Source organism: Martelella endophytica (assembly GCF_000960975.1).
In the GTDB taxonomy this organism is placed as follows: domain Bacteria; phylum Pseudomonadota; class Alphaproteobacteria; order Rhizobiales; family Rhizobiaceae; genus Martelella; species Martelella endophytica.
In genome coordinates, this window is sequence record NZ_CP010803.1 from 3,102,797 (window position 1) to 3,122,644 (window position 19,848).

The 19,848-nt window shown below is 62.3% G+C and carries 16 protein-coding genes; 3 read left to right on the plus strand and 13 right to left on the minus strand.

Features of this window, described 5'->3' with window-relative positions:
• The first annotated feature begins 55 nt into the window (after window positions 1-55).
• The gene (locus TM49_RS14185; protein WP_045682198.1) at window positions 56-808 is read left to right on the plus strand and encodes a glycosyltransferase; all 753 of its coding nucleotides are present in this window, start codon (window positions 56-58) and stop codon (window positions 806-808) included.
• Window positions 809-823: 15 nt separating this feature from the next.
• Here TM49_RS14185 and TM49_RS14190 read toward each other — a convergent pair whose 3' ends face one another.
• The 6 genes from TM49_RS14190 to TM49_RS14215 all read right to left on the minus strand — a co-directional run bounded on the left by TM49_RS14190 (window position 824) and on the right by TM49_RS14215 (window position 8,128).
• Window positions 824-3,406 carry a sensor domain-containing protein gene (locus TM49_RS14190; RefSeq protein WP_052699854.1) on the minus strand — a complete coding sequence of 861 codons (2,583 nt, stop codon included), beginning with the start codon at window positions 3,404-3,406 and terminating at the stop codon, window positions 824-826.
• Between the two features lie 224 nt (window positions 3,407-3,630).
• The gene (locus TM49_RS14195; protein ID WP_045682200.1) at window positions 3,631-4,182 is read right to left on the minus strand and encodes an RBBP9/YdeN family alpha/beta hydrolase; all 552 of its coding nucleotides are present in this window, start codon (window positions 4,180-4,182) and stop codon (window positions 3,631-3,633) included.
• A gap of 13 nt (window positions 4,183-4,195) precedes the next feature.
• Window positions 4,196-5,503, minus strand: a complete 1,308-nt coding sequence (gene purB, locus TM49_RS14200) for an adenylosuccinate lyase (RefSeq protein WP_045682202.1) — start codon at window positions 5,501-5,503, stop codon at window positions 4,196-4,198.
• 88 nt (window positions 5,504-5,591) lie between these two features.
• Window positions 5,592-6,302: a DUF2259 domain-containing protein gene (locus tag TM49_RS14205; protein WP_045682204.1), complete on the minus strand. Its 711-nt coding sequence runs from the start codon at window positions 6,300-6,302 to the stop codon at window positions 5,592-5,594.
• Between the two features lie 42 nt (window positions 6,303-6,344).
• On the minus strand, window positions 6,345-7,052 hold the full coding sequence (gene rpe / locus TM49_RS14210) for a ribulose-phosphate 3-epimerase (protein ID WP_045682206.1): 708 nt from the start codon (window positions 7,050-7,052) through the stop codon (window positions 6,345-6,347).
• 2 nt (window positions 7,053-7,054) lie between these two features.
• Window positions 7,055-8,128, minus strand: a complete 1,074-nt coding sequence (locus tag TM49_RS14215) for an ABC transporter substrate-binding protein (RefSeq protein ID WP_045682207.1) — start codon at window positions 8,126-8,128, stop codon at window positions 7,055-7,057.
• 269 nt (window positions 8,129-8,397) lie between these two features.
• Between TM49_RS14215 and TM49_RS14220 the strand changes: the two genes are divergently transcribed.
• Window positions 8,398-8,889 carry a flavin reductase family protein gene (locus TM49_RS14220; protein WP_045682209.1) on the plus strand — a complete coding sequence of 164 codons (492 nt, stop codon included), beginning with the start codon at window positions 8,398-8,400 and terminating at the stop codon, window positions 8,887-8,889.
• A gap of 394 nt (window positions 8,890-9,283) precedes the next feature.
• On the opposite strand, the gene TM49_RS14225 is transcribed toward TM49_RS14220, so the two are convergent.
• Together TM49_RS14225 and TM49_RS14230 are read right to left on the minus strand one after the other, a co-directional pair.
• Entirely contained in the window at window positions 9,284-10,774 is a 1,491-nt protein-coding gene (locus TM49_RS14225; protein WP_082074750.1) for a DEAD/DEAH box helicase, read from the minus strand.
• A gap of 141 nt (window positions 10,775-10,915) precedes the next feature.
• Window positions 10,916-11,377, minus strand: coding sequence for a peroxiredoxin (locus TM49_RS14230; RefSeq protein ID WP_045685262.1), 462 nt, complete (start codon window positions 11,375-11,377; stop codon window positions 10,916-10,918).
• Window positions 11,378-11,555: 178 nt separating this feature from the next.
• Between TM49_RS14230 and TM49_RS14235 the strand changes: the two genes are divergently transcribed.
• A complete protein-coding gene (locus TM49_RS14235) occupies window positions 11,556-14,972 on the plus strand; it encodes a YhdP family protein (protein WP_045682211.1) in 3,417 nt (1,138 codons plus the stop codon).
• 54 nt (window positions 14,973-15,026) lie between these two features.
• Here TM49_RS14235 and tyrS read toward each other — a convergent pair whose 3' ends face one another.
• The 5 genes from tyrS to TM49_RS14260 form a co-directional block, all read right to left on the minus strand.
• Window positions 15,027-16,280, minus strand: a complete 1,254-nt coding sequence (gene tyrS, locus TM49_RS14240; protein ID WP_045682212.1) for a tyrosine--tRNA ligase — start codon at window positions 16,278-16,280, stop codon at window positions 15,027-15,029.
• Window positions 16,281-16,380: 100 nt separating this feature from the next.
• On the minus strand, window positions 16,381-17,202 hold the full coding sequence (locus TM49_RS14245) for a GNAT family N-acetyltransferase (RefSeq protein WP_045682213.1): 822 nt from the start codon (window positions 17,200-17,202) through the stop codon (window positions 16,381-16,383).
• A gap of 2 nt (window positions 17,203-17,204) precedes the next feature.
• Entirely contained in the window at window positions 17,205-17,951 is a 747-nt protein-coding gene (locus tag TM49_RS14250) for an aspartate/glutamate racemase family protein (RefSeq protein ID WP_045682214.1), read from the minus strand.
• A gap of 6 nt (window positions 17,952-17,957) precedes the next feature.
• A complete protein-coding gene (locus TM49_RS14255) occupies window positions 17,958-18,776 on the minus strand; it encodes an ABC transporter permease (RefSeq protein WP_045682215.1) in 819 nt (272 codons plus the stop codon).
• A gap of 3 nt (window positions 18,777-18,779) precedes the next feature.
• Entirely contained in the window at window positions 18,780-19,682 is a 903-nt protein-coding gene (locus TM49_RS14260) for an ABC transporter permease (protein WP_045682216.1), read from the minus strand.
• Window positions 19,683-19,848: the final 166 nt, after the last annotated feature.

A 19,848-nucleotide genomic window follows, 5' to 3' on the forward strand; every position in this document is an offset into this window, starting at 1 on the left:
TTTCCATCTCCCCCCTTGTTGGGGGAAGGCGATATCGGGAGCCTGGAGGATCGGGATGAGGGACATCAACGCATTCTGGTACGGCCCCCGTCTTGGCCCGGTCCATGCGGCCTGCCTCCGCTCGTTCCTGAAATTCGGCTATCGCGTCCGCCTGCATGTCTATGACCCGCCGGAGGATGTGCCGGAAGGGGTCGAGCTGTTCGATGCCGAGACGCTTCTGCCGCGTGCCGATGCCCGTCCGCACAAGCGCAGCGGCAGCTATGCCTTTGCCTCCGACATCTACCGCTATCGCATCCTGCAGGCCGGGCTCGGCGTGTACGTCGATTGCGATGTTTTTTGCGTCAAGCCGCTTCCCGACACATCTTATCTTTTCGGTTTCGAGAAGGAGGGGCGGCTGAACGGCGCCGTTCTCGGCGCGCCGGCGGACAGCGAATTCGTTTCCTATCTGAATGGCGTCACCAGGCTCCGGGCCTTCGTCCCGCCGTGGGAGAAGAAGAAGAAGCGGATGAAGCTCGGCATCAGGGCGAAGCTCGGTCTATCCATCGACCCGTCCAGCCTGCCCTGGGGCGCCTTCGGCCCGGCGCTGGTGACCCACGCGGCGCAGACGCTCGGGCTGATGGGAGAGGCTCAACCGATCGATGTCTTCTATCCGCTGCACTATGACCATCTGTCGCTTCTGACTGAGCCGGATCTCTCCCTCTCAGATATTGTCACCGCGCGCACGACCGCGATCCATCTCTACAATCACAAGATGAGCGCCGCGGATATTCCAGAGAACAGTCCGCTGGGCGAAATTCTGAGGGCCTAGAGCCGCCGGGGTGGATCAGCGTTTGCGGGCGGTCGTGCGCGGCGGCGGCGCCGGCTTTGCGTTCTCGTCCACGAGCAGGGCGGAGAGCGCCTCGTACGGCATCGGCCTCGCGAGCCAGAACCCCTGGAGCGTGTCGCAGCCAAGCTCGGTCAGGATATCGGCGTGCTGCTCCGTCTCCACACCTTCCGCGATGACCCTGATATCGAGCGCGCGGCCGATATCGACGATCGACTTGATAATGGCGCGCTGCTCGCGTGAAAGCACCAGCGGCAGCACCAGTTCCCGCGCGATCTTCAGACCGTTCGGCATGACCTTGAGAAGGCCCGATATCGAGGTATAGCCGGTACCGAAATCGTCGACGTCGATATCGATGCCGAGACGGCGTATTTCACGCAGATTGTAGGCGCTGACATCGTCCTGATCGTCGAGGAAGATCGATTCCAGCAGTTCGAAGGCAAGCCGTCCCTCCGGCAGGAGATCGATCTCCTGCAGCGAGGCGATGAGGGCAGGGTCGCTCAGGCGTCGCGGTGACAGGTTGAGCGACAGCCGCGGCGGCGCAATGCCGAGTTGCGATAGCCGGCCGTAATCGTTCAGCGCCTGACGCAGGATGCTGGTGTCAATCAAGGTCATCAGGTTCAGCGTCTCGGCAAGCGGAATGAAGCTTCCGGGTTCACCGAAGGTCCCATCCGGGCGGCGCCAGCGGGCAAGCGTTTCGACCCCGGCGAGCGTTCGTGTGCGAGCATCATATTGCGGCTGATAGAACGGCACGAAGGCGTCGTTTTCGACGGCTTCGATCAGCGCGTCTGCCGGGGCGCGGCTGGCAACGGCCGCAGCCTGCAATCCCCGCTCGAAGAACACGATCCGGTTCGGGCCTTCGGACTTCGCCCGTCTGACGGCGATGTCGCTTTCCTTCAGGAGGCCGCTTGCCGTTTTCTCTACGGATTGCTCCACCGTGGCAACGCCGATGCAGGCGCTGATCTTGCAACGCGTCCCGTCAATCTCGAAGTGTTTGGATATTTCGAGCAGGATCCGTCGCGCCGTGCTTTCCAGGGCGTCAGTGCCGCATTCATAGCTCGAAACCAGCACGAACTCGTCGGCGCCGATCCGCGCGACGAAGTCATTGTGCTTGCTGACATGCAGCAGCACCTGGGCGACATGGTTGAGCACGCTGTCGCCGCCGGAAAGGCCATAGGTGTTGTTCACCAACTTGAACGCGTCGATATCCACCAGCATCAGGGCGAAACCACTGGTCGATTCGATTTCGATGCGCCGAGCGAGTTCTTCCTCCAGAAAGCGCCTGTTGGGCAAGGCGGTCAAATAATCGTGAAGTGCTGCATTCTCGACGTCGTAGCGGGCGCGTTCGAGTTCGAAATTGCGCGCTTCTGCGAGTTGCTTGGCGGTCACGAGGTCCTGGCGCAGCCGCGTCTCCTCGGTGACGTCCCAGTTGATGCCGACGAGGTATTCGATACCCTCTGCGTTTTTCTGGCTGGTGACGAGATGGCGGACGTGGCGGAGGGCACCGTCGCTCTCGCGGAAAATCCGGAACTCGTCTTCCACCGGAATGTCATCGCCACCAGCAGCGAGGCGCTTTTCAAGGGCGCGGTGGCGGTCATCCGGATGGATCAGCGCGGTGAAGCGGCTGAACGGGACGGTTTCCGGGTGATCCGTGAAACCCCAGATTTCGCTTAGCCGATCATCGACGGAGACATCGCCAGTCGACCGGTTGTGTTCGAACACGCCGATCTGCGATGTCTTGAGTGCAAGCTCCAGTCGCTGTCGCGTTCGCGTGAGAAGGGCTTCGCTCGTCTTGCGGTCGCTGATGTCGCGGTCCGTACCGACAACCCGCGCCGGTCTGTTGTCGTCGAAGAACTCGACGGCATCGCCCCTGCATTCGATCCACATCCAGTGGCCGTCGGCATGTTTTTCCCGGTATTCAAAATTCATGAAGCGCGGATCGCCGAGCTTCTGCTTTTCGATGGCCTCAGCAACGAAGTCGCGGTCGTCCGGGTGAATCGATTGCAACCATTCAGTCGTCGAGGAAAAATGCAGGTCGCCGTTGACTGGCAAGCCGCGAATCGTTCGCCATGTCGGCGAATAGAAATAGGCGCCGGCACGGTAGTCATGATCCCACACGCCGAGGCCGGAACTGACGAGCGCGTAGTTCCAAAGCCGTTCGCGGGCTGCCGTGCGGGTTTCCTTTTCCTTCCAGTGGACGATGTCGATGATGGACAGCAGGATCCTCGCCGGCATGCCTTCGGCGCTGGCTGAAAGCAGGGTCGCGGCGATGAACATGCGGGGATACTCAACCTGGCCGTCCGGGCCGAACCGAAGCTCCAGGGCGCCCCCCGCATCATCACCTGCAGCGACGACTTGCAGATAGTCGCGTAGCCGGCTGCGTTCATCAGGATGGACACAGTCGATGACGCCCTTGCCGCTGACCGACTGGCTCGTGCAGCTTTTACGGAAATTGGCGTTCGTGGAGACGATCTCGAATGTGCTGGAATCGATCAACGCGACAGCGACAGGGATATCCTCAAGCGCCAGCAAGGCAACTTCGGCATCGTCCGGAATAATCGCACTTGTCGTGTCCCTCGCCAAACGCTTGGCCTTCCAGCATTTTGCGGATTCTCGGCGCGTTTTCCGACGTTCAGCACCTTATGCATATAACGGCCGCACTTGGCGAACATCACGGCAGAAACACGTCCCTCGAACGAGAAACCGCACGTCATTTCGTGTCTTCTAATTCAACTAATGTGATGGATGTGAGCCGGATGTCAATTGGAGCGTTTGGCGAAAGACCTGTCAGGCCCTCGGCAGATACGCTATTTCAGGCGTGCGAGGAAGCGGCCGAACATCAAGATGCCCTCGGGCCAGGGACCGAAACCGGTGTCTGGACTGATATGTCCGGCCTCGCCGAGATCGAAGAATTCCGAGCCCCAGGCATTGGCGACATCGCCCGCATGCTCGAACGAACCGAAGCTGTCATTGCGACTGGCGATGACGATGCTCGGGAAGGGAAGCGGTTCGCGCGGGTAGGGGCCGAAGCTCATCAGGTGTTTCGGCCGGATCTTCGGATTGTCAACCTCCGGTGGTGCCACCAGGAAGGCCCCCGCGATCGGCTTGCGGAACTGCGAAATGGCGAGAATGGTCGTCGGCACGCCCAGCGAGTGGGCGACTAGCACGACCGGCCGCTCCGCAGTATTCACGGTTTCGGCGATCCGGTTTACCCAGGGCTCGCGCTCGGGCTTGGCAAAGTCATCCTGCACGACGCGGCGCGCGGTGGAGAGTTTCTTCTCCCAGCGGCTCTGCCAGTGTTCGGGCCCGGAATCCTTCAGGCCCGTAACGATGATGATATCTGCTTCGGATGCTCTCATGGCGCTTCAGCAATCAGGCTTCGCCGAAGACGCGCCGGAAGATCGTGTCGGCGTGCTTGGTGTGGTAGCCAAGGTCGAATTTCTCGCGGATGATTTCTTCGGACAACGCCGCGCGGACCTCTTCGTCGGCGAGAAGCTCTTCCTGGAAGTCCTTGCCCTGTTCCCAGACCTTCATCGCGTTGCGCTGGACGAGGCGATAGGCATCCTCGCGCGAGACGCCGGCCTGGGTCAGCGCCAGAAGTACGCGCTGCGAATGAACAAGGCCGCGGAACTTGTTGAGGTTGTTCATCATATGCTCGGGGTAGACGAGCAGCTTGTCGATCACGCCGGTGAGCCGTGCGAGCGCGAAATCGAGCGTCACCGTCGCATCCGGGCCGATCATGCGTTCGACCGAAGAGTGCGAGATGTCGCGTTCGTGCCAGAGTGCCACGTTTTCCATGGCCGGCAGGGCGTAGCCACGGACCATGCGGGCAAGCCCGGTCAGGTTCTCGGTCAGCACCGGATTGCGCTTGTGCGGCATGGCGGACGAGCCCTTCTGTCCCGGCGAGAAGTACTCCTCCGCTTCCAGCACCTCGGTGCGCTGCAGGTGGCGGATCTCAACCGAGAGACGCTCGACCGAGGAGGCGATCACGCCAAGCGTCGCGAAATACATCGCATGCCGGTCGCGCGGAATGACTTGGGTCGAAACCGGTTCCGGTTTCAGGCCCATGGCTTCGGCGACGTGCTCTTCGACGCGCGGATCGATATTGGCGAAGGTGCCGACGGCGCCCGAGATCGCGCAGGTGGCGATTTCCTCGCGCGCGGCGACAAGGCGGTCACGGCAGCGGGCAAACTCGGCATAGGCCTGCGCCAGCTTGATGCCGAAGGTGGTCGGCTCGGCGTGGATGCCATGCGAACGGCCGATGGTGATCGTGTCCTTGTGCTCGAAGGCGCGGCGTTTCAAAGCTTCGAGAAGCTTGTCGAGGTCGGCGAGCAGCAGGTCGCTTGCCCGCACGAGCTGCACGTTGAAGCAGGTGTCGAGCACGTCGGAAGAGGTCATGCCCTGGTGCACGAAGCGGGCGTCCGGGCCGACGATTTCCGCAAGATGGGTCAGGAAGGCGATGACGTCGTGCTTGGTGACGGCCTCGATTTCATCGATGCGGTCGACATCGAAGGTGGCTGCGCTTCCCTTTTCCCAAATGGTCTTCGCTGCGCTTTCAGGAATGACGCCGATTTCGGCGAGCGCGTTGCAGGCGTGGGCCTCGATCTCGAACCAGATGCGGAACTTGGTTTCCGGCGACCAGATGGCCGTCATCTCGGGGCGGGAATAACGCGGTATCATCGAGGGCTCGTCCTTCAGGATTGTCTTTGCGCATGCGCATAGAACATTTCCGTCACAAATGAAATCTTTTCGGCCGGATAAATCGCCCTCAGGGCTTGAAGGGGAGGGCGAGCCAGCGTCCATCCGGGCCTTCGAAGCCCTGCGTCAGCACATTGACGAGCGCCACATGGACGGGCGAACCGGCGTCGAGATAGGTCATCACGCCGCCGAGTCGGTAGCCAAGCGGGCAGCCGCGACTGGCGGGAATGCGGTCGTCCGCGTGAAGTACGCGGCTTTCGCCCTCCGGTGGGGTGAAGGTGAGGCGATAGCCGCGGCCATCCTCGGTCACTGCGGCGCAGGCCGATCGCGCCGGAAGCGGAAAGTCCTCCAGCGAAAGCTGATAGACCGGCGAAAGATTGGGGTGGCTGCGGTAGTCCAGCGTGTCTCCGGTATCCTCCTCCGTCACCGGATTGAAGGCGGCGAGCCAGCCGGGATGATCAAGCAGGCTATACTGCTGGATGAGACCGATGGCCTCGCCGACGGCTGCGGCACGCGCTCCTCCGACCGTCGCAGCCTCATCGTCGAGACGCACCCGATAGGGCGTGCCGTCGAGGAAGGAATCATTCTCCGTGTCGATGAAGAAGATGTTGGAATAGGGGAAGCCGGACCCGTCCTGAACACCGTATTCCTCGAAGGCGAATACCTTGCCGTCGTCGGAGAATCCGATCGGAACGAAGGTCGCGAAATCGCCGGCTGACGCGGTGCCGGCCGCAAGGCCGGCAATGAGGGACAGGGTGGCAAACAGGGGCGCTCCGGCCATTCTTCTCTCCTTCTCGTCACCGCATTGCGGCGCTGTGCAGAACTATTTTTCGGCGGCCCTCAGAGCCTCGATCGCGGCCGAGTAGCGGCCGCCCTCGGCCTTGCCGAAGATGGCGGAACCCGCGACAAGTACATTGGCGCCGGCCTCGGTGACCGCCCCGACCGTATCGGGGGCGATGCCGCCATCGACCTGCAGTTCGATCGGCCGATCGCCGATGAGGGCATTTGCCTGACGGATCTTTTCCAGTGTTGCGGGAATGAAGGCCTGGCCGCCGAAACCGGGGTTCACGGTCATGATCAGGATGAGGTCGACATCGTCGATGACGTGTTCGATCATCGAGACCGGGGTTGCCGGATTGAGCGCCACACCGGACTTCTTGCCGAGATTGCGGATCGTCTGCAGCGAGCGGTGCAGATGCGGGCCGGCCTCTTCATGCACGGTAATGCGGTCGCAACCAGCCTTGGCGAAGTCTTCCAGGAACGGATCGGCCGGCGCGATCATCAGGTGGCAGTCGAACACGGCATCGGTATGCCGGCGCAGCTTGCTGATGATCGGCGGGCCGAAGGTGATGTTGGGCACGAAATGGCCGTCCATGACATCGAGATGGACCCAGTCGGCGCCGTCGTCGACAACGGCCTTCACCTCTTCGCCGAGGCGCGAGAAGTCAGCCGAGAGAATGGAGGGCGCGATGCGCAGGGGACGTTTCACTGCCGTATTCCTTGAGTTTCGCCCGTCAGGGCGGTGTTGCATGCTCAGTCCGCCTGGCGCTCCGAATCGAACATCGGTACGAACTGCCCGTTCTGCCAGCGGAGCAGCATGAACGGGTTTTCGGTAAGTTCGTGGTTCTCCGCGAAGGTGAGGGGACCCATGAAAGTGTCAAACGTTTTACCGGAAAGCGATGCCGGGTTACCTGCTGCCACCGCCTGTGCACCAAGTTCAACGGCCGATGCTGCAGGAACGAAATAGCCTTCGGCAACAATGCCGGCCTGCTCGGCGCGCGCCACCAGGTCAGCGGCCGGGGGAAATTCGCCGTATTCGGGCAGGCCGATCGCGAGAACCCCGTCCCTCAGCGGCACTTCGGTTTCGGCGGCGATCAGCGCATCCCCACCAAGAATGGTGAGCGCGCTATCCTGGTCGGCCGCGTCGCGGGCGATGATGGCAATGTCGCCGCGCGTGCCGCCGATGAGCACGCGCCGGGCTCCCGCCTGGGCGAGGCGGCGCACCAGCGATAATTGCTGTTCCTGGGCCGGGCGGAAGGTATCGACGAACACGGGTTTCAGCCCACGCTGTTCGATGGCGTTGCGTACGGCATTGACCAGCTCGCGGTAATAGATCGTACCGTCATCGACGAGCGCAACCGGATCGTCCGCCCATTCCGACATGATGAAGTCGACGATGGCCGTGGTCTGCTCGGTTTCGTTCGGGGCCATGCGCCAGAGCGGCCAGTCATTGGCAAGCGCGTCGTTCATCAGCGGCATCGAGCGGACCGAGAGCGTGATCGCCGGAATGCCGGCGGTTTTCAGCACCGGAAGAGCACCGGTTAGCGTTTCGGAGCAGAGGAAGCCGATGGCCACGTCGACATCCGCTTCGGCAAGAGCTTCGCCGATGTCGGTGCCGCTTCCTTCCTCGCAGGTTTCCTCGACCACGGTGATATCAGCATTCGACGGGCCTGCCTGCAACTCGGCGCCGTTCAGGATCTGCTGACCGAGCACGGCATATTCCCCCGATGCCGGGGCGACGACGCCGATTCTGGCATTGGCGGCCTCTGCCGGAAGCGGGGCTGCAAGCAAGATCACGGCGAGGGTGGCGGCGCGCTGAAACGTCATCAAAGTCCGTTGAGGCTGGAGCATTTTCGTCCTCTTCTATCTCCGATAATGCTCTATCTCCTTGATTTCCCGCAATTGTATCGCGGGGTGACGGCCGGCCCCGGTGGCGACTAACGTCTTCGATCCGTGCTTCGTTCCGCGCGGTTCGGCATAGGGTTTGCTGGCCGTCGCGCTAGTCATACCCCTTGCAATGGGAGGGGGCAACGCCGTAAGTAGCCGGGCAAGCGCTCAGGATTGCGCTTTTTCAGGATTTTCGGGGCCGATACAGCATGCATGACGAGAATTCATCTCCCAAGACCTACCGTGACGCGATGGCGCGCTACGCCGGCCATGTGCAGATCGTCACGACGGCGGCCGGGGGGATGATGCGCGGCGTCACGGCGACCGCCTGCACATCCGTGTCGGATGCGCCCCCGACGGTGCTTGCCTGCGTCAACCGCCACAATCCGCGCAACGGCCTGTTTGCGGAAGCCGGCAACTTCGCCATCAACACGCTCGGAACCCGCCATCGCGCCCTTGCCGATGCCTTTTCCGGCCTTGGAGGGCTTTCAACCGAACAGCGCTTTGCCGAAGCGACGTGGGATCTTTCAGGCAGCGGTGCGCCGGTGCTTGTCGGTGCGCTTGCCAGTTTCGACTGCCGGCTGATCGAGGCCAGGGAGGTGGCATCGCACTGGATCCTCATCGGGGAGGTTATCGGCGTGCGTCTTGGCGATGCCGATAAGCCGCTGATCTATTTCGATCGCGGCTACTGCTCGATGTAGCCCTGCGTCAGGCGAATATCAATTTGTTCGAAAACAAGGCTTGACTAAAAAAGCATCATCACATTAGAATGATCGCATATTGAATATATGCTCAAAGATTTTTCAGAGTGCATTTTCATTCAAGGTCACGCTATTATCTGCGTATTCTGATCTTATCAAACGACCGATTTGAAAATCCAATTAGAGCCGCATTTCACTCCCAGGAAATGCGGCTCTTTCTCATTTTGTTCAGACTTAATCGCGGCGCTATGCACTAAGTGCATGGCTTTGTGTTTCCGGACCGCCGTTCGTCTCCGGCACCCCAACCATAAAAAAACGCCCCGCCTTCAAGAGGAGGGGCGCGGACGGCAGGGCCGTTGATCAGATCGAGATCAGCCTTGCGCGGTGCCGAGGCTCAGGCCTTGGCACCGATCAGCATGAAAGCCGGTATATCGTCGCCGAAACCGACGGGCGTCGGCTCGTCGTCGCGGTCGCGATAGCGGCGGCGGTCGTCGTTGGCGGGCCTGTTGCCCTTGCGTGACGACCCGTTGTTTGCGGCGGTGCGGGGTTCCGCCGTTTCCGCCTTCCTTGCCGTATTCTGCCTCACCGGTTGCTCCTTCGGCTTTTCGGTCGACTCTTCCTTGCTGGACGCCTGCTGGCGGCCGGATGCCGGCTTGCCGCGGCGGCCGCGCGCGGGCTTTTCGGCTTCCTCTTCCTGGCCAAGCGACGATAGTTCGCTGCCTTCAAGCCAGTCGATCTTCCGGTCGATCAGCTTTTCGATCGCATCGACAAACTTGGTGTCTTTCGAGGTGACGATCGTATAGGCCTTGCCGGAACGCCCGGCGCGGCCGGTACGGCCGATGCGGTGGACATAGTCCTCGGCGTGGATCGGCACATCGTAGTTGAAGACGTGGCTGACGTCGGGAATGTCGAGGCCGCGGGCGGCGACATCGGATGCGACGAGAAGCGGCAGCTTGCCGTCGCGGAAGTTCTGCAGGATGGTCGTGCGCGAATGCTGGTCCATGTCGCCATGGAGCGCGCCGCAGGGATATTCATGACGCTGCAGCGAGCGCAGCAGTTCCGCGACCGATTTCTTGCGGTTGCAGAAGATGATCGCGTTCTTGAGATCATCCTGCTTGTCGATGATCGACCGCAGGGTCGCGCGCTTGTCGTAGTCCTTGCCCTTGGAAGCGACGAGCTTCTGTTCGACGGTTGCCGCGGTTGAAGACGGCGGGGCAACCTCGACGCGGGCCGGGTTCTGCAGGAAGCGGTCGGCCAGCTTCTGGATTTCCGGCGGCATCGTCGCCGAGAAGAACAGTGTCTGACGGGTAAAGGGAATAAGCTTGGCGATGCGCTCGATGTCGGGAATGAAGCCCATGTCGAGCATGCGGTCGGCTTCGTCGATCACGAGGATCTCGACGCCGGTCATCAGAAGCTTGCCGCGCTCTGTGTGGTCGAGCAGGCGGCCCGGCGTTGCGATCAGAACATCGGCGCCGCGCTCGAGCTTGCGGTCCTGCTCGTCGAACGAGACGCCGCCGATCAGAAGCGCGACGTTCAGCTTGTGATTCTTGCCGTACTTGTCGAAGTTTTCCGCGACCTGCGCAGCGAGTTCGCGCGTCGGTTCGAGAATGAGGGTGCGCGGCATGCGCGCCCGGGCCCGCCCGCGCTCCAGAAGCGTCAGCATCGGCAGGACAAAGGATGCCGTCTTGCCCGTTCCGGTCTGCGCGATACCGCAAACATCGCGGCGCTCAAGCGCAAACGGAATGGCACCAGCCTGGATCGGCGTGGGTTCACTGTAGCCAGCTTCGGTGACGGCCGAGAGTACTTTCGGGCTAAGCCCGAGTTCTGTAAATGAGGTCAAAGGGAAACGTGTTCCGTGTTGTGGGTCACAAACTCGACGGTCCATCGCCGCCGACGTATTCACGGAAGGCGGGATAGTCTCAAATGCCCGAAGAGTCAAGGAAACCCGGCGCCGGAAGGCTTCAGATGGGCCTTCAGCATGTTTTTTCGATCGTGAATGCCGCCATATGACAGCACAATGACAGCTTTATTGCAGAGCGGCCAGCACAGCTTCCGCATGGCCCGCGACCTTCACCTTGGGCCAGACGGCGATCACTGTGCCATCTTCGCCGATGAGGAAGGTGGAGCGAACAATGCCCATGAATTTGCGCCCGTACATGCTTTTTTCCTGCCACACACCGAAAGCTTCGGCCGCCTTGTGGTCCTCGTCGGCGGCGAGCAGCACGGAGAGTTCGTGCTTGTCGCGGAACTTTGCATGGCTTTGCAGGCTGTCGGGCGAAATGCCGACAACAATTGCACCCGCCTTCTCGAAATCGCCCGAAAGTCTTGTAAAGTCGAGCGCTTCGGTGGTGCAGCCCTTGGTGTTGTCCTTCGGATAGAAATAGAGAACCAGCTTCTTTCCGGCAGCGTCGGCGAGCGTGAATGTCTTGCCGTCAAGGAGCGACAGTTCGAAATCGGGAGCCTTGTCGCCGGGGGCGGGAATTGCCATCGCCATGTCCTCTGTTCATCTCGTGTTCAAGCGTTGCGGGCGAGGTTAGCGGCGGCACGGGGCATCGGCAAGACGGCGGCTTGCCATGCCGGCCTTTCTTCACCGATAGTGGCGACAGGACCAAGGGATTCGCCCCGGATGCACATTGGTCCGAGACATATTCTCTGGAAGAGCGGATTTGAGCGGGAAGCGGCAGAAACAGCCACATATTCGGGGCGAACGGACACGGTTCAGCAGGCGCGAGCGGGCGGCATTCCACACGTTTCCCTCTGCGCAGGCGCATGAACCGCTGCTCGTCCACAGCCGGCCTCACCGCTCGCTCTCCCATCTCTGCGTCCGGGCCCTGATTTTCTTTGCCCTGATCGCAGCGATCGTGTTCTCGCTGATATTCTATGTGATCGAGAGCGGCTCGCTCGACCGCTTTCTCGCCGCCAAGGCGAACGAACAGATCCGCGCCGCGATGCCGGAAGGCTATCATGCGCGCATCAGTGCGGCGACGCTGCGCCTCGGCCCCAGTCTGAAGCTCGAGCTAAACGTCAGCGGCGTCACGGTCGCGAACCCCGACGACAAGCAGATGGCGGCGATCGGCACATTGGCCTTCGCTGTCGATCCGGTGGCGCTCGCGCGCGGCCAGATCGCGGTCAATTCGGTCTCCGCCGATGACATACGCTTTGATTCGTCCGCACTGCCGTCTACCGGAACCTTCCGGCTGACCGAGCATCGCGTTGACACGCTTCCGGTGCTGGTCGAGACGATTTTCCAGCAGACCGATTTTGTCCGCGGCATTCTCGCCGCCGCCGATACGCAGTCCATCGAGCTGAGCGATATCGCCTTTCCGGTCGGTAGCGCATCGCCGGGCCAGACTGTTGCCGTGGATGTCCGTTCGCTCAGCCTGAACCTGCTGCCGGACGGGATCCTGCGCGCCGATGGCGAGGTCTCGCTGGATGGAACCGTCGCCGGCGTCTCGATCGAGGCCAGCGGAAAGGACGGGCGGACAGAAAGCCTGCAGGCGGAGGTCGGCAACATCGTGCTGACGCCCTTCCTGCTGCGCACCAACAATGACGGTGAACCGGCGCTCGGCGTCGAGGGCACGACCGATGTCGCCCTGCAGATGACCCGTGCGGAGGAGGGGGGCGATCCCGAGGTCTATGCCGCCTTCGATCTCGCCACGGGCAGTTTCATTGCCGATACCATTGCCCGGCCGTTCACCGATGCGCGGCTGAACCTTTCCTACGACAACGACAAGCATTCGATCGAGCTCACTGATTCGTCGATCGATTTCGATGGCAGCCAGTTTCCGTTTACCGGCGGCATCATCGACCTCGATCGTGTCGATTCGGATGCAAATGACGGCTACGGCCTTGATTTTCTGGTGCGCGGTGGCCGGTTCAAGTCCCGCGAGCCCGGCTTGCCGCCGCTGATCTTCGATGCCAAGGCAACCGGTGAGTTCCGCCCTGCCGAACCCCACCTCCTGCTCGACAACATCACGGTGTCCAGCCCGCAGGGGATGATGGCCGCATCGTTCAAGGCGGTGTTCGGCGAGGCCAGTCCGGAGCTGAGCTTCGGCGCCCGCATCGAGAGAATGGACACCGAGGCGATCAAGCAGCTCTGGCCGTTCTGGATTGCCCGCAAGCCGCGTGAATGGGTGAGCAACAATCTCCATGGCGGCGTCGTGACCAATGGCGATATCGCGGTGTTCCTGCCGGCCGGCCGGCTTCAGGGCGTCGGTATTCCGATCAATCTGGATAATAACGAACTGCGCATCGGCTTCGACATCGACGATACCCGGATCACCCTCAATGATACCTTTCCCGACGTCAACCGCTCCGACGCCCATGTGCGCATCGAAGGCGGCGCCGTGTCTGTCGATATCGCCGATGGCAGCTTCTCGGTCGGCAAGGGGCGCACGATCAAGCTGGAGAACGGCGATTTCACCATCGCGGATGCCTATAGCAGGCCGGTGACCGGCGCCGTCGACGTTACACTGTCCGGACGGGTGCAGGACGTTCTGACCTTTGCCGATGCGCCGCCGATCAACGCTCTCAAGGGCACCGACTTCACGCCTGACGATTTTTCCGGTGACGGGGTGGTGCATGTGCAGGCTTCGTTCCCGCTGGAGGCCGGGCAGTCGTCGGTGCCGGAAAACTGGCACGTGGCCGCCGATGTTCAAAACGGCGCGATCGCCAAGCCGATCAGCGGCTATGCGGTTAGCGACCTCAACGGCCACATCGAGGTCGCGCCGCAGCAGATCGTCTACAAGGGCAAGGGTGGCGTCGACGGCATTCCGATCGACATCGACTGGACCCAGCCGCTTGGAAAGGCAGCGGGGGGCAGCACGCTTGTCGTCGCCGGCGCGCTGGATGATGCCCAGCGCGACAAGCTGGTCCCGGGGCTTGGCAATTATGTCTCCGGCCCGATGACAATGACCCTGAACGGTGCCGACAACGTCAACACGATCTCGCTGGACCTGACCCGGACGCGCCTGTCTCTGCCCTGGATCGGTTGGTCGAAACCGGCTGGCGTCGCCGCCAGGCTGAGCTTCGAAAGCACAGCAAAGGACGGTGTTACGACTCTGAAAAACCTCAATCTTTCAGGGGAGGGACTTGCGGCGACCGGCGAAGTCACCCTGGACAAGGGCGGCCTCAGCGCCGCAACGCTCAACGGTGTTCAGCTCGGCCCCGGCGACGACTTCAACGTCGCGCTGCAGCGGAACGGCTCCGGTCTCGATGTCGCCGTGACCGGTCGCTCCTTTGCGGCGGCAAGCCTCCTCGACAAGCTCACCAAGGACGGCAGCACCGGTGGCGGCACGAGCGGCAGCGGCGGCGAGAACGTCAACCTGCACCTCGATCTAGCGCGTGTTGGCGGTGAGGGCGACCGCTATCTCGCGAATGTGGTCGGCGACCTTTCTGTGGTGAACGGGGCGGTCGGCAATGGCGCTTTCACGGCCGTGACGGCCACCGGCCAGCCGCTTTCCATCGAGGTCGGGCCCGATAACGGCGCGACCGCGGTTCATGTCAAGACCTCCGGTACCGGCGCGCTGTTGCGGTTCCTCGGCATCTACCAGAAGATGTCGGGCGGGGCGCTGACCTTCGACATGATCCAGACGCCACAGGGCTGGCGCGGCATGCTGACGCTTAACGATTTCGACCTCATCAACGACGAGCAGCTGAAGCGCCTTCTGTCCACACCGACGGGCAAGAACGGCAAGAGCCTCAATGCCACCGTCAGCAACAAGATCAATGCTTCGAGCCAGCATTTCCAGCGCGCCCAGGCGATCGTCGATCTTTCCGACGGCGTGCTGCGGGTGTCCGATGCCTTCGTGCGCGGCGACCAGGTGGGCGCCACGTTCAAGGGCGTGGTGCGCGACGCGGCCGGCAATATCGACATGACCGGCACCTTCATGCCGGCCTACGGCCTGAACCGGATCTTCGCCGAAATCCCGCTGATCGGGCCCATCCTCGGCAATGGCCAGGACAAGGGCCTGTTCGGCATCACCTTCAAGCTGACGGGCAAGACGGAGAAGCCGGAACTGGTCATCAACCCGCTCTCGGCGATCGCACCGGGGGTTTTCCGGCGTATCTTCGAGTTCCAGTAGCAAAAGAGGCGGGCCTGTGGCCCGCCTCGGACGGTTTTGACTTGGGGCGTGTCGTCAGACGGGCCGCACCAGAATGTGCTTCTTCTTGCCGACGGAAAGCTTGACGACGCCTTCGCCGGAAACTTCGCCGGAGCCCACGGTGAGGCGGTCATCGGCAACGGCCTCGTCGTTGAGCTTCACAGCACCACCCTTGATGTGCCGTCGCGCCTCGCCGTTGGAGCCGGCAAGGCCAGCCTGCACCAGAAGCGTCAGGATGCCGAGGCCGGCGTCGAGATCGGCCTTCGGGACCTCAATCGTCGGCAGGTTTTCGGCAAGCGCACCTTCCTCGAAGGTCTTGCGGGCGGTTTCGGCCGCCTCTTCGGCCGAAGCCCGGCCATGCAGCATCGCCGTTACTTCGGTTGCGAGGATTTTCTTGACCTCATTGAGCTCCGCCCCGCCGAGGGCCGAGAGCCGCGCCACTTCGTCCATTGGCAGCGTCGTGTAAAGCCTCAGGAAGCGCGGAACGTCGGCGTCCTCGGTGTTGCGCCAGAACTGCCAGAAGTCATAGGCCGAGAGCATGTCCGGGTTAAGCCAGATCGCGCCGGAAGCGGACTTGCCCATCTTGGCGCCCGACGAGGTCGTCAGCAGTGGAGCCGTCAGCGCGTAGAGCTGCGGGGTTCCCATGCGGTGGCCGAGATCGATGCCGTTGACGATGTTGCCCCACTGGTCGGAGCCGCCCATCTGCATCCGGCAGCCGGTCTGCTTGTAGAGCTCGACGAAGTCGTAGGCCTGCAGGATCATGTAGTTGAATTCGAGGAAGGACAGCGATTGCTCGCGGTCGAGCCGGGTCTTGACGCTTTCGAACGACAGCATCCGGTTGACCGAGAAGTACTGGCCGACATCGCGCAGGAATTCGAGGTAGTTGATTTTGCGTAGCCAGTCGGCATTGTTGATCATCAATGCCGGGGCGTTGCCGCTTTCGTAGTTGATGTAGTTGGCGAAGACGCGCTGGATCGAGGCAATGTTTTCCTCGATCGTATCGAGCGTCATCAGCTTGCGGGCCTCGTCCTTGAACGACGGGTCGCCGACCATGCCGGTGCCGCCGCCCATCAGCGAGATCGGCCGGTGGCCGGTCTTCTGGAACCAGTGCAGCATCATGATCTGGATCAGCGACCCGGCATGAAGGCTCGGCGCCGTTGGGTCGAAGCCGATATAGGCCGTCACCTGCTCCTTGACCAAAAGGTCATCGAGGCCCGATTCATCGGAAATCTGATGAATGAAGCCGCGCTCGGAGAGCGTGTGCAGGAATTCGGATTTGAACTTCGACATGAGCTTATCTTCGATTGCTGGAACTTGGACGCGCGCGCTTTAGCACGGTTTTCCGCTCCTGTGCAGCCGTTTTGCGCGTGGTGGGCAAAACGGCCGGCGGTCAGCCGAGTTCAAGGCTCGTCACGGCGAAGACGTCCGATAGCCGCAGGTCGGGTTTCGGCCCGCGATACATGCGCGCCGTCTCGAACCCGCGGGTCAGGCCCGACGCCTCGAGAACCGCAATGAAATCGGTCTGTAGCAGCGGCACGTCGATGTCGATGCGGGAAGGGCCGATATCGGCGACAAGATCGGCGAGAAGCCTCACGGCATCTTCGGCTGTCTCGGCGAAAAGAGGTCCGACCTTGACGCCGTCCAGACATTTTCGCGCCGCGCCGAAGGCGACGATGGAGCCGTCGGTCTCTATCACCCGGGCGCTCTCGGCGGCCTTCAGCCATTTTGCGAGAAACATATGCCGGATTGCGGGAAAGCGATCGAAGGCTGCAAGCGCCGGCAGGTCGGCGAAGCCCGCGCGGCGGGATGCGCCGCTGCGCGACAGTCCGGCCGGCTTGCCGCTCCAGCGGGCGGTCCCGTAATCGGCGGCGAAACCCATGCGGGCATAGTTTGCCTGTTGTTCCGGGACGCCATCGAGCCCGATGGTGCGGTTGCCGAGATAGTCGATCGCGTGGTCCCACAGGCGTCGGCCATAGCCATTGCCGCGCATGTCGGGGCGGGTGATGTAGAGACCGACGAAGCCGAAGCGGTCGTCATAGGCGACTGCGGAAATGCCCGAGACCATTTCACCGTCGAGGAAACCGCCGAAATAGCCCTGTGGGTCTGCCGCCTGGAAGGCACTGGCGTCGGCAAGGCCGGGATTCCAGCCCTCGGCCCCCGCCCATCGAACCAGGATCTCGATCTGCTGAAGGGAGAGGGTACGGATTTCCATTCTTACGTTCCGGAAAGAAGCTGTGGTGCGAAGTCGGCTAGCATCCCATCATAGCGCTTGGCATAGGGGCGGGCATAGGGGCCACGCTTGGCTGTTGACAGGCCGAGGCCGACCAGCGCTTCGGCCTGCTTCACCGCCGCCGAGACGCCGTCGATCACCGGAAGGCCGAATTCTCGAGTCAGGTCGTCGGCAAGGTCCGCCATGCCGGCGCAGCCGAGCACGATCGCCTCCGCGCTATCTTTCGCTATGGCCGAGGTGATTTCCGAGCGCAGCCGGTCGCGGGCGTTCGATTGCGGGTCCTCAAGCGAGAGCACCGGTATGTCGGCGGCGCGCACCCGGACATCGCCGGCTGCGCCATAGCGCTTGACGAGTTCCTCGATCGGGATGCGCGACCGTTCGGTGGTGGTGACGATGGTGAAACGGCGCGCGATAAAGCTTGCCATCCTGACGGCGGCCTCGCAGATGCCGATGACAGGAATGCCGGCGAGCGCCCGGGCGGCGTCGAGGCCGGTATCGTCGAAGCAGGCGATGATCGCCGCTTCGGCGCCGGCCTGCTCGCCTCGAGCGATTTCGATGAGGAGGCCGGGGACGGCCAGTGCCTCGTCGTAATAGCCCTCGATCGAGACGGGCCCCATGGAGGAGGTGACGGCGGTGATCGCCGTTCCCGCATTGGCGGCCTTGCGCGCGGCCTGGCCGATGGTCTCGGTCATCGAGCAGGTGGTGTTCGGGTTGACGACGAGGATGTTCATGCGCTTTCAGCCCTTCGCGCGGCCGCGGTTCAGCGCCCGGATGAGGCCGAGCGCGATGCCGATGACGATGAAGGAGAACACCGTCGTCACCGTGCCGAGCGCATAGAGCACCGGCGTGGTGACATTGGTGGTCATCGCCATGATTTCGAGCGGCAGCGTGTTGTAGGTGCCAGCCGTCAGCAGCGTGCGGGCGAATTCGTCATAGGAGAGCGTGAAGCCGAAGAGGGCGACGCCGATCAGGCTGGGGGCGATCATCGGCAGCACGACATAGCGGAAGGTCTGCCACGAGGTGGCGCCGAGGTCGCGGGCGGCTTCCTCGTAGGAGGGCGAGAAACGGTTGAACACGGCGAACATGATCAGCACGCCGAAGGGCAGCGTCCAGGTGAGCTGAGCGCCGAATGCGGAGGTGAACCAGGCGGGCGCGATACCCGATTGCTGGAACATCACGCCGATGCCGAGCGAGACGATGATCGAGGGCACCACGAGGCTCGCGATCGCCAGATAGAACAGCACCGTTGCACCGAGGAAACGGCGGCGGAAGGCGAGGCCCGCCATCAGCGAGACGACGACCGTGACGATCATCACCATCAGCCCGAGCGTCAGCGAACGGCGCATGCTGCCGCCGAAATCGCCGACCGCCTGTGTCTCGAACAGGTTGAAGAACCAGTGCAGCGAAACGCCGTTCAGCGGAAAGGTGAGGCCGCCGCGCGGGCCCTGGAAGGAGAGGATCAGGATCGCCGAGAGCGGCCCGTAGAGGAACAGCACGAACAGCGTGAAGAAGATCGCCAGGATATAGAATTCGCGGGTTCGTTTTTCGCCGTGCATGGTTCAGAGCTCCTTGCGGATATCGACGATGCGGAGGATGCCCGCGACCATCATCAGGACGACGATCAAAAGCACGACCGCGTTGGCGGCGGCACCAGGATATTGCAGCAACGACATCTGGTTCCGCATCATCAGCGCCACAGATGCGCTCTGACCGCCGGACATGACGAGCACGGTGATGAAATCCGCCATCACCAGCGTGACCACGAAGATCGTGCCGATCGCCATGCCGGGCTTTGCCAGCGGGATAATGACATTGGTGAGGATCTGCGTGCTCGATGCGCCGGCATCGCGGGCGGCCTCGATCAGGGCGCGATCGATACGGATCAGCGAGTTGAAGATCGGCGTCACCATGAACAGGGTGTAGAGATGGACCATGGCGAGAATGACGGCAAAGTCCGAATAGAGCAGCCATTCGACCGGCTCGCGCACGATGCCCATGCTGACCAGCGCCGAATTGACGATGCCGTTGCGGCCGAGAACCGGGATCCACGAGATCATGCGGATAATGTTGGAGGTCAGGAACGGCACAGTGCAGATCAGGAACATCACGGTCTGCATGGCGGCGGAGCGGATGTGGAAGGCGAGGAAGTAGGCGACCCAGAAGCCGATGACGAGGGTCAGCGCCCAGACGATGGCCGCATATTTCAGCGTGTTGAGATAGGTCTTCCACGTCACCCAGGAGCCGAAGGTCTCGGCATAGTTGAAGGTGTAGAAACCCGGATACATCATCGCGAAATCGTAGTCCCAGAAGCTGACCACAACGATCAGCAGCAGCGGGATCACCAGGAACACGCCGAGAATGACAGCAAGCGGCGCGGCCTGCAGCCACGATACCACGGCCAGAGGCAGCCTGAGGCCCGGACGGGCGCGCTTTTGCGGTTCGGCATTCGCGGTGGTGCTCATGGGGCGTTCCCTTTATTCTCACGGTAGGCCGGCGTCATTCAATCTCCCCCTTGAGGGGGAGATGTCGCGAAAGCGACAGAGAGGGGTAGAGGGCGTAAGCCCTGGAAGCCGCAATCTCCGTGCGCTCGGATAGGGTTCACCCCTCTCTGCCCCTGTCGGGGCATCT